Origin of the sequence: Fischerella sp. PCC 9605, from assembly GCF_000517105.1 — a bacterium.
In the GTDB taxonomy this organism is placed as follows: Bacteria; Cyanobacteriota; Cyanobacteriia; order Cyanobacteriales; family Nostocaceae; genus PCC9605.
Window position 1 is genome coordinate 385,521 of record NZ_KI912152.1, and the last position, 12,488, is coordinate 398,008.

A 12,488-nucleotide genomic window follows, 5' to 3' on the forward strand; every position below is an offset into this window, starting at 1 on the left:
CGTCGCAGACGTTGCCGTAGACATCGCCGAAAGCCGACGCTCCGACGCAGAGAGGGGCTAGGCAATTAACTTTGGGGATGAGAAATTAAACTTTTGCATTTGCATTCACCAATCTTGCAACAGTTAAGTGCTTGATTGGCAATAAATCCCTTAATTTTTCTATATCGACGCTAAATCTTTTGCATTTTATAAAAGTAAAAGTTCGAAAAACATCCAGAGTAGAAGATTATGAATAGGGCAAGTAAATGAAATAAAGCAATTCATAATTATTTACTTAATTCCAGTGATTGTTACCTCATAAAGCTCTAAAAACACGCAACAAATAAAGAGGATAAAAGTATATGAATAAATCTTTTGATAACTTAGTAGAGTTATTGCGCTATAGAGCAGTTAATCAGTCAGAAAAACAAGCCTTCTCATTCTTAGTTAATGGACAGCAAGAGACTGATTTTACCTATCAAGAATTAGATTTAAAAGCTAGAGCGATCGCAGTCGCCCTGAAAAATATTACAACCATCGGGGACAGAGTGCTGCTAATTTATCCCCCCGGATTAGAATTTATCGCCGCCTTCTTTGGCTGTCTATACGCTGGAGTCATTGCAGTCCCAGCTTATCCACCCAGACAAAATAAATCTCTATCTCGCTTGCAGGCGGTAGTAGCTGATGCACAAGCCACAGTTGCACTTACCACTACAACCGCTTTATCTAACATTGAAGGACAATTAACTAACTTAACTAATTTACAATCTCTGCATTGGCTAGCTACTGATAACATCAATACTGATTTAGCCAACTCATGGCAACAGCCACAAATCAATAGCAACTCCTTAGCTTTTCTGCAATACACCTCTGGTTCTACCGGGATGCCAAAAGGCGTTATGGTTAGCCACAGCAACCTTCTGCACAACTTAGCCTCAATTTATCAGTGTTTTGGGCATTCATTCCAAAGCCAAGGGGTCATTTGGTTGCCACCTTATCACGACATGGGATTAATTGGTGGCATTCTCCAGCCTATTTACGGAGGCTTCCCAGTCACACTAATGTCACCAGTGGATTTTCTGCAAAAGCCTTTTCAATGGTTAGAAGCAATTTCTCGCTATCAAGCTACTACCAGTGGAGGGCCAAATTTTGCTTATGACTTATGTGTGCGTAAAATTACACCAGAACAACGAGAAACTCTCGATTTGACTAGTTGGGAAGTAGCTTTTAATGGTGCTGAACCTATTCGAGCGGAAACACTGACGAAGTTTGCAGAAACATTTGCACCATACGGTTTTCGTGCTAGTAGCTTTTACCCTTGCTATGGCATGGCTGAGACAACCTTAATTGTGGCTGGTGGTGTGAAAACAAACCCACCAATACTAACCAGTATTGATGGCAAAGCATTGTTAGAAAATCATGTGACTCCAGCATCTAATAAAAATAATTTTGTCCAAACTCTTGTTAGTTCTGGTCAAAATGTAGACAATCATGAGATTGCGATCGTTCATCCTGAAACATTGCAACGTTGTTCTGATGATGAAGTAGGAGAAATTTGGGTTAGAGGTGCAAGTGTCGCTCAAGGATATTGGCAGAAAACTGAAGAAACACAAGCCACTTTTCGTGCTTATTTAACAGATACCAAAGAAGGGCCATTTCTGCGGACTGGTGATTTAGGATTCTTGCAGAATGGAGAATTATTTGTGACTGGGAGGTTGAAAGATTTAATTATTGTTCGCGGACGGAATTATTATCCCCAGGATATTGAACTGACTATAGAAAAAAGTCATCCCGCACTTAAATCGAGTTCTAGTGCTGCTTTCTCAGTTGAGATTAATGGACAAGAACAATTAGTAGTTGCTTGTGAGGTAGAACGTCAATATTTACGAAAACTAGATGGTGATGCGATCGCCAAAAATATTATCCAAGCTGTCGGGGAAGAACATGAACTGCAAGTTCACACTGTATTACTACTAAAAACAGGAAGTATCCCCAAAACCTCTAGCGGTAAAATTCGCCGTCGTGCTTGTCGCGCTGGTTTTATAGCTGGAGATTTAAATATTGTCTGGGATTGGAGTAAGAATCCTGAAAATAAATCAGAGTTCCGTAATTTGCTGGCAGAGGTAGATGCTTTAAAGCAGCAAATAAAAGGTCAAAAACAGGAGAATGAAGTAGTAAAAGTATCTCCAGAATTAGAGAATATCCGCGTCAAATTACGCAATATTGTAGCTAATTTATTACAAGTAGACTTTGCCACAGTTGATATTCATCAACCTTTGATGGCAATGGGTGCAGATTCTCTGGTAATGGTTGAAGCTGCTGAAGCTATAGAAAATTTGTTTGGGATTAATATTGAACTACGCCAATTGTTTGAAGAGTTAACAACTCTTGATGCTTTGGCTAATTACATCAGTCAAAATCAATCTTCATCAGCTAATTTAACAGCTTCAACACCAGTTAATCTTACACAAAAAACATCAGAGGAAGAAACTATAGTTCCTCTTTCCGAAGCTCAAAAACAACTTTGGGTTTTGGCACAAATGGAAGATAATGGTTCGCTGGCTTATAACGTTTCTGCTACAGCAGAATTAAAGGGTAATTTTCAGTTAGAAGCAATGCGTCAAGCAATGCAAAAACTAGTGAATCGTCATGAGGCTTTACGGACAAGCATCAGCAGTGAAGGCAATTTTCAAAATATCTTGCCTGACTTAGAAGTTGAAATTCCTGTAATCAATTTCTCCTGCTTCAATCAAGAACAACGTCAGTCTCAAGTAGATAGGTGGTTGAAGAAAGAAAGCTGCGACGTTTTTGATTTAAGCAAAGCTCCTTTATTCCGTTTTAATATCCTCAAACTAACGGAAAGACACCACTTACTTGTGTTCACGGCTCATCATATTATTGTTGATGGTTGGTCAATGGGAGTAATTCTGCAAGAATTAGCTGCTTTGTATTCAGCAGAATGTCAGAACTTTGACACCAGACTCAAGCCACCTATGCAATTAAGAGAATACATTGAGTGGCAAGAGCAGCAAAGTAACACACCAGAAATGAAACTGCATGAATCCTATTGGTTAGAACAATTTTCAGCTACAATTCCTATTTTAGACTTACCTACAGACCGTCCTCATCCACCCATAAAGACTTATAAAGGTAGCAGAACAACTATTCAGCTTGATGCTAATTTATTCCGTCAAGTCAAGAAATTTAGTCAAGAAAATAGTTGTACTTTGTTGATGACTCTTTTATCTGTGTACACTACTTTACTGCACAGATTAACAGGTCAAGAAGATATTGTAGTTGGCGTTCCGGCCTCTGGAAGATTTAAAGGTAGTGAAGGACTTGTAGGTTATTGTTCTCACTTATTACCAATTAGAAGTTACATTGATGGAAATGTGACATTTTTACAGCATTTGCAAATTACTAAAACTGAATTGTTAAATGCTTACGAACATCAAGATTATCCTTTTGCTAGGTTAATTGAAACACTGAAAACAACCAAAAATAAAAATTTATCGCCTCTAGTCACAGCAGTATTCAACTTAAACCGACCTTTAGCTGTGCCGCAGATGTTTGGAGTTGAGACAAGTTTATTATCTCAACCTGTTAGTTTTTTGGATCATGATATTTGTCTTAATGTCAGTGAGATAGACGGTGAATTGATTTTAGATTGTGATTACAATACTGACTTATTTGATGCCAGCACTATTAATGGCATACTAGAAATTTTACAAACATTTTTGGAAAAAACTGTAACTAATCCTGAGCAGTTGCTAGCTACTATCCCCCTATTAAACGAATCTCAACGCCATCAATTATTGGTAGAATTTAACAAAACTAACAAAGAATATCCTCAAAATAAGTGCATTCATGAATTATTTGCGGAGCAAGTAGAAAAAACACCGGATGCGGTTGCTGTTGTATCTGGAGAGCAAAAACTTACTTACCGAGAATTAAATCACCGTGCTAACCAACTAGCGAATTATCTGCAAACACTGGGAGTGAAACCAGAAGTATTAGTAGGAATTTGCATTGAATCTTCTTGGGAAATGATGGTGGGAATGTTGGGTATTCTCAAAGCTGGTGGTGCTTATGTACCGCTTGATCCTAGTTATCCCCAAGAACGCTTGGATTATATTTTGTCTGATTCTCGTGTGTCAGTTTTGTTAACAACTGAGAATTTGCTGGCACAATTGCCTACGTATGGAGCCAAAGTTATCTGTTTAGATACACAATGGGAAGCAATTTCTAGTTATAGTCAAGCAAATCTTCAGTCTGATGTGCAGCCCAGCAACCTTGGTTATGTAATTTACACTTCTGGTTCTACAGGCAAGCCCAAAGGAGTGTTAGTTACACATCAGAATTTAGTAAATCATAGTAGCGCGATCGCTCGCAAATTTCACCTCACATCTCAAGATAATGTCCTACAATTTGCAGCTTTGAGTTTTGATGTGGCCATAGAAGAAATCTTTCCTTCTTGGTTAAGCGGTGCAACGGTAGTGTTACGTCCCAATGAGATGTTTGCTTCTTTCGCAGACTTCGTTGAATTTATCAATAAACAAAATTTGACAGTTTTAAATTTACCGGCTGCATTCTGGCATGAATGGGTTTTAGATTTATCTCAATCCCAAGAATATTTACCAAAGTGTTTGCGGTTAGTGGTTGTGGGTAGCGAACAAGTCAGATGGGAACGAGTCGCTATGTGGCAAAAATACGTTGGTTGTCATATCAAACTACTCAATGCTTACGGCCCCACTGAAGCGACGATTACAGCCACAGTTTACGAACCAGACTTGAGAAAGCTAAAAAATCAAACTGGTGGTGTACCTATCGGTCGTCCCATTGCCAATACCCAAGTTTATATTCTTGATAGAAATCTGCAACCAGTACCCATTGGTGTTGTGGGTGAACTTTACATTGGTGGTGCTGGTGTAGCTCGTGGATATCTCAACTGTTCCGAATTAACCTCAGAAAAGTTTGTTAACAATCCTTTTGGTGATTCCAAATTGTATAAAACAGGCGATTTGGCGCGTTACTTAAAGGATAGCAATATTGAATTTATTGGGCGCATTGATAACCAAGTTAAAATTCGCGGTTTCCGAATTGAACTAGGAGAAATTGAGTCTATTCTCAATACTTATCCCCAGGTAAAACAAGCAATAGTCATTGCCAGAGAAGATAATGCTGGTAACAAGCGATTAGTAGCTTATGTAGTTGCTAACACTGATACACTTGATACTCAGCAACTGCACTCTGAACTCAAACAGAAATTACCGAATTATATGGTTCCTAGTGCATTTGTAACCCTCGATGCACTACCCTTGACTCCTAACGGTAAAGTAGACCGGAAAGCATTACCAGCACCAGATAAAAATACAGCAATAGATGTAGTTTCACCTACCACATCCACTCAAGAAATACTAGCCAAAATCTGGGCTGAGGTACTGGGTGTAGAACAAGTAAGTATTTACGATAACTTCTTTGAATTAGGTGGAGATTCTATTCTCAGTATTCAGGTAGTAACTCGCGCAAATGCAGAGGGTTTGGTGCTGACTCCCAAACAGCTATTTCAACACCAAACTATTGCAGATTTATCTACTGTGGTGACGACAAACACCACTGTTACAGCCGAACAAGGTGTAGTCACAGGCACAGTACCCTTAACACCCATCCAGTATTGGTTTTTTGAGCAGAATTTACCGAATCCCTCTCACTATAACCAGTCTGTAATGTTGGAGGTATCACCAGACCTCAAGCCAGAGCTATTAGAACAAGCTTTACAGCAACTACTGATACATCATGATGCTCTACGTCTACGCTTTACATTGTCTGCATCCAATGTAACTCAGTTTAACGCTGAATATGAAGAAACACAGGTTTTCTCTTGCATAGATTTATCAAAATTATCTCCAATAGAACAGCAATCAGCCCTAAAATCAACTGCTGATGAAATGCAAACTCAACTCAACCTATCACAAGGTTCTTTGATGCGAGCTATACTGTTCCGTCTAGGCAATAACCAACCAGGACGTTTGTTGCTCATCGTACATCATTTAGCAGTCGATGGTGTTTCTTGGCGGATTTTACTAGCAGATTTGTTTACAGCTTATCAGCAACTTAGTCATGGTTTAGCAATTCAATTACCAGCAAAAACAACTTCTTTCAAAGATTGGGCAAACCGACTGAGCGAATATGCTTCAAGTCCAGCATTAGCTACAGAGTTGAATTACTGGTTAACTCAATCTGCTTGTAATGTCCCGCCTTTACCAGTGGACTATATTGCTGGGAAAGAGAAAAATACAATAGCCTCAGCAGAACAAGTATCAGTTTCTTTGAGTGTGGAACAAACCCAAGCACTACTGCAAGATGTACCTTCTACCTACAACACCCAAATTAATGATGTCTTGCTGACTGCTTTGATGCAAACTTTTGCTGATTGGACTGGCGAGAATACTTTATTAGTTGACTTGGAAGGCCACGGACGAGAAGAATTATTTGAGGATGTGGACTTATCCCGTACCGTTGGCTGGTTTACTTCTGTCTTTCCTGTGAAGTTAGAACTTAATCATCATCTTCAGGGGGAAGCACTCAAATCAATTAAAGAACAATTACGGCAAATTCCCAATCGTGGTATTGGTTATGGTGTGTTGCGATATTTGAGTCAGGATAAGCAATTACAATCTCTACCCCAACCACAAATCAGTTTTAACTACTTGGGACAATTGGATGGAGTTCGTTCTTCTTCAATGCTTTTAGGATTCGCTAAGGAGTCAACTGGACTCACCCATTGTCCTCAAGGATACCGTAGTCATCTACTAGAAGTAGATGGTTTTGTGGTTGATGGCAAATTGCAACTGAATTGGACTTATAGCAGTAGTTTTCATCACAGACATACTATTGAGTTTTTGGCTGGGATGTTCATCAAAATATTGGAATCTTTGATTTATCACTGTGTTGATGTGGAAGTTGGTAGTTATACACCTTCGGACTTTCCGGAAGCTGGGTTAAATCAATATGAACTGGAATTATTACTCGGCAAACTGTCTGTGTGAGGAGAATTTAACAGGTTTTTAACGCCAAGTATTGTGTTTTAGACGCTTTGGCTTTCCGCAGGGTGTTAAACGCGAAATTTTAATGACAAAGGAGAGAATTATGAACAAGCAAAATAAAAATATCGAGTCGATTTATCCTCTTTCTCCGATGCAGCAGGGTATGTTATTTCACACTCTTTATGCACCCGAATCAGGGGTTTATGTTGAGCAGTTAAGCTGTACTTTGAAAGGAAACTTACAGATTACAGCGTTTGAGCGTGCTTGGCAACAAGTAGTAGATAGACATTCTATTTTACGTACTCTTTTTGTTTGGGAACATGGAAAACAACCTCTGCAAGTTGTGTGTAAGTCGGTTAACTTGCCTTGGATAATTCATGATTGGCAGAAGTTATCTGCTATTGAACAGCAGGAAGGTTTGCAGGCTTTGTTGGAGAGAGAACGTAAGACTGGTTTTGCATTAGATAAAGCACCGTTAATGCGTTGTACTCTGATTAAATTGCAGGAAGATACTTATGAATTTATTTGGAGTCATCATCATTTATTAATGGATGGTTGGTGTTTATCTATCATCCTCAAAGAAGTTTTCGCTTTTTACGAAGCTGGAATTCAAGGAAAAAATTTACACTTATCTCTACCACGTCCTTACAAAGACTACATCCTCTGGCAACAGCAGCAAGATTATTCTCAAGCAGAGATGTTCTGGCGGCAAAGACTCAAAGGTTTTCATGCTCCTACACCTTTACTAGGAGATAAAAACACCCATCCTCAACACATTCAAAATCATCAACATCTGCAATTATCTCCTTCCCTGACTGCCAGCCTTAAATCTTTGGCGGTGACAAATCATCTGACAATGAACACTATCTTACAAGGTGCTTGGGGGTTAATCTTAAGTCGTTACAGTGGGGAACAAGATGTAGTTTTTGGCACTACTGTTTCCGGTCGTCCCACTGCTTTATCGGGAGTAGAATCAATGGTGGGGCTGTTTATTAATACATTGCCAGTACGAGTCAAAATATCAGAGGAAATAGAGTTATTACTGTGGCTAAAAGGGCTACAACTGCAACAAGTAGAACAAGAGGAATATTCATATACTCCACTGGTTGATATTCAGGGATGGAGTGAAGTACCTCGTGAAATGCCCTTGTTTGAAAGTTTAGTTGTTTTTGAGAATTATCCATTAGATGCTTCGTTAAAAGCACAAAATAGCAGCATTCAAGTTAGCAATGTTCGTAACTTTGAGCAAACTAATTATCCTCTCATACTTATAGCTGAACCTGGAGAACAATTGTCTATACGGATTAGCTATGATACTAGCCAATTTGCAGATGATAGCATTAAACGAATGTTAGGACATCTGCAAGTTTTGCTGGAAAGCATTGCCGAAAATCCTCACCAAAAATTAGAGAACCTGCCATTACTCACACCAGCAGAACGGCATCAACTATTAGTAGAATGGAACAATACTCAAACTGAATATCCGCAAGAAAAATGTCTTCATGAATTGTTTGAGGCACAAGTAGAAAAAATGCCGGATGCAGTAGCTGTTGTATTTAGAGACCAACAGATAACTTACCGAGAATTAAACAATCGTGCCAACCAACTAGCACATCATTTACAAACATTAGGAGTTGCACCAGAAGTATTGGTAGGTATCTGTGTCAATCGTTCTCTGGAAATGATGGTAGGACTGTTAGGAATTCTCAAAGCTGGTGGTGCTTATATACCCTTAGATCCCACATATCCCCCAGAACGTTTGGCTTATATGTTGGCAGATTCACAATTACCAATACTGTTGACTCAAAAGCAACTATTAGACAAACTTCCACAACATCAAGCACAAACAATTTGTCTAGATGAAAATGAGGAAAATTTTGTTAATTACCCTCAAGATAATCCTAACAGCGCAGTCAAACCTGACAATTTAGCTTACATAATTTATACCTCTGGATCTACAGGCAAACCCAAAGGAACAATGATTGTCCATCGTGGCATAGTGAACTATTTAAGCTGGTGTATAAAAGCCTATAATGTTGCTGTAGGAGAAGGTTCTACTGTCAATTCTTCTATTGGTTTTGATGCCACTATTACCAGTTTATTTTCTCCTTTAATAGTGGGGGGTAAAGTGGTGCTTTTGCCAGAAGAAAATGAAATTGAAGAACTCAAAAAATCTTTGTGTTCTGGGACTAGATTCAGCCTAGTAAAAATTACTCCTGCTCATTTAGACATCCTCAGTCATTTATTAGCTAATGAACAAGTAAACATTCAAGTACAAGCATTTATTATTGGTGGTGAAGCCTTATCAGAAAAAGTAGCTTCTTTTTGGCTGCAAAAAGCACCGTCAACTAAATTAATTAACGAATACGGCCCCACAGAAACAGTAGTAGGATGCTGTATTTACGAAGTTGAAAAACAAAGCTTTCCAGGAGGAAATATCCCTATCGGTCGTCCCATTGCCAATACCGAGCTATATATTTTGGATAACCATTTACAACCAGTTCCGATTGGAGTTATGGGTGAGTTGTATATCGGTGGTGCTGGTGTCGCTAGAGGTTATCTCAATCGTCCCGAATTAACTTCAGAAAGATTTATTAACAGTCCATTTAATAAATCAAGATTATATAAAACAGGAGATTTAGCTCGTTACCTTCCGGATGGAAATATTGAATATCTTGGACGTATCGACCATCAGGTAAAAATTCGCGGATTTCGGGTCGAACTTGGAGAGATAGAATCCTTAATTGCTCAATATCCAAATGTTGTTTCTACAACAGTTATTGCTCGTGAAGATAAGCCGGGCCATAAAAAGTTAGTTGCCTATATTGTTCCTGAAAAATTACAAAATTTTTCTGATAAGAAATTATATCAATTTTTGCAAGAAAAATTACCGCATTACATGGTTCCATCTGCTTTTGTGCAGCTAGATATTCTACCTCTAACTCCTAATGGTAAAGTAGACCGTAAAGCATTATCCGCACCTAATAGTTCCGAGATTTATGTTTCTCATGATTTTGTTGCTCCGAGAAATAACATAGAGTTACAACTAGCACAAATTTGGGAAGATATTTTAAATATTCGACCTATCGGTATTAAAGATAACTTCTTTAATCTTGGTGGACATTCACTGTTAATAGTGCGGCTGATGGCTCAGATTCAGCAGCATTTTGGCATCAATTTACCTTTAGCAACAATTCTCCAAAATCCTACGGTTGCTCAAATAGCAAATACTCTTAGTCAACATACAAATTCTTTAGCAAATTCCGCATTAGCTGCTATTAACAGAAATGGCTCTAATATCCCTTTATTCTGTGTACCTGGAGTTGGTGGCAATGGTTTGTATTTCTACAATTTGGCACATCATTTAGGTGCAGAACAGCCTTTTTACACTTTCCAAGCACAAGGATTGGATGGTAAATCAAAACCTCACACCAGTATTGAAGATATAGCAGCCCAATATGTTCAAACAATGCAAACTGTACAACCTCAAGGACCTTATATTTTGGGAGGTTATTCGTTTGGCAGCAACATAGCTTTTGAAATGACTCAACAATTGAAAAAACAAGGTCATGAAGTTGCTTTACTTGCTGTTCTGGATAATTTTGCGCCAATTAATAGTAACAAACCCAAAGATTTTCATTTGGATGAAGCAACTAGACTCAAACATATAGTTCGTGTTGTGGAACGCCTATCTGGGAAAAAGTTAGAAGTTGATTATGAGGTTTGGCAAAAACTCAATTTGGAGGGACAATTAAATTACCTTCAGGAACAATTTAGCGAAATTACAACTGATCAACTTCGTGGTTTAATCCAAGTTTTCGATGCCAATGTCCAAGCTGGAATTAATTATCTCCCACAAGCGATTTATCCAATTCCGATTGTTTTGTTTCAAGCAAGTGAGGATGATGCTGAAGATACTTTTATTCCAGCAGATGCAGCCTGGGGTTGGAACAAACTTTCTTCTACACGGGTAGAAATTCAAACAGTTCCAGGAAATCATCACAGTATGCTCAGTAAACCTCACGTTCAAGTATTGGCTCAGAAGCTCAAAGCTTGCATCAATCAAGTTCAAACTGTGGGAGTAGCATAAGATGATTCAACCCCTAGTTGTTAAAGGAATGCAAGTCTTTATACTTATATGGCTGGGACAAATAGCTTCTTTGACTGGTTCTGGACTTACTAATTTTGCTTTGGGTGTTTGGGTATATCAGCATACTGGTTCAGTGACTCAATTTGCTTTAATTTCTTTATTTGCAACCATCCCACGAGTGATTATTTCTCCTCTGGCTGGTGCTTTGGTAGACCGTTGGCAGCGTCGTTGGGTAATGATAATTGCCGATTCTGGTGCAGGAATAAGTACGCTCTTATTGTTTCTGTTGTTAGGTACTAATAATCTAGAAATTTGGCATATATATCTAATAACAATTGCTAGTGCTAGTTTTAGTGCTTTTCAATGGCCAGCTTACAATGCTGCTATAGCCTTAATAGTTCCCAAAGCACAGCTGATTCGTGCTAATGGGATGATGGAATTGGGAGAAGCTTTATCTCATCTAATTTCGCCTGTGCTAGCTGGCGTTTTGTTAGCTAAAATCCAGCTACAAGGAATTATTCTGATTGACTTTATCAGCTTTATTTTCTCTTTGTTTATCCTCATAAGCATTCAGTTCCCTAATGACAAAAATAATAGGACAAAGAAAATAGCTAAAAGTTCATTATTCAAGGAAATATTCTATGGTTTTCAATACATTTTTCAGAGGAAAGGATTATTAGGACTACTAATATTTTCTGCTATCACTGACTTAGGGTTGGGAGTAGTTCAAGTGTTAATCACACCCTTAGTATTGTCTTTTGCTTCACCAACTGCTTTAGGAAGCATTATGTCTATTGGTGGTGTTGGTATGTTAATTGGTAGTTTAGTTATAACTCTTTATAAAAGAGGGCAAAGTGCAATCAATAATGTATTTATGTTTCAGTTCTTAGGTGGGTTATCAATTTTATTTGCCGGTTTAAGAACTTCTGTGAAACTTTCCGCATTGGCGGCGTTTTTATTCTTTTTTGGCTGGCCGATAATTAACAGTTCTACTAGATTGATTTTTCAAAAGAAAGTCGCGCCTGATGTTCAAGGAAGAGTCTTTGCATTCATTGGAGGAGTTACCGGAATATCTTTTCCCTTGGCTTATTTAGTGGCTGGGCCGCTTGCAGATGAAGTGTTTGAACCATTAATGTCTGTTAATGGTTTACTAGCCGGAAGTATTGGACAAATAATTGGTGTTGGAATAGGACGAGGGATTGCACTAATATTTGTGCTAACGGGAGTAATGACGATAGTAATCACCATTGTTGGATATCATTATCCTCCTTTGAGAAGAGTTGAACAAGAATTACCTGATGTAATTGTCACTTAAAGGATAAAGTGGTCGCACTCAGAGTGATAAGAAAACTGTCCGATTAAGGCGGCTTTTT

3 protein-coding genes are annotated in these 12,488 nt (G+C 38.5%); all 3 read left to right on the top strand.

The window, feature by feature from the left end; translation table 11 throughout:
* Positions 1-341: 341 nt before the first annotated feature.
* Positions 342-7,028, top strand: coding sequence for a non-ribosomal peptide synthetase (locus tag FIS9605_RS0132100; RefSeq protein WP_026736179.1), 6,687 nt, complete (start codon positions 342-344; stop codon positions 7,026-7,028).
* Between the two features lie 100 nt (positions 7,029-7,128).
* Positions 7,129-11,115, top strand: a complete 3,987-nt coding sequence (locus FIS9605_RS39075; RefSeq protein ID WP_035140501.1) for an amino acid adenylation domain-containing protein — start codon at positions 7,129-7,131, stop codon at positions 11,113-11,115.
* 28 nt (positions 11,116-11,143) lie between these two features.
* Positions 11,144-12,430, top strand: a complete 1,287-nt coding sequence (locus FIS9605_RS0132110) for an MFS transporter (protein ID WP_155960644.1) — start codon at positions 11,144-11,146, stop codon at positions 12,428-12,430.
* Positions 12,431-12,488 lie beyond the last annotated feature (58 nt).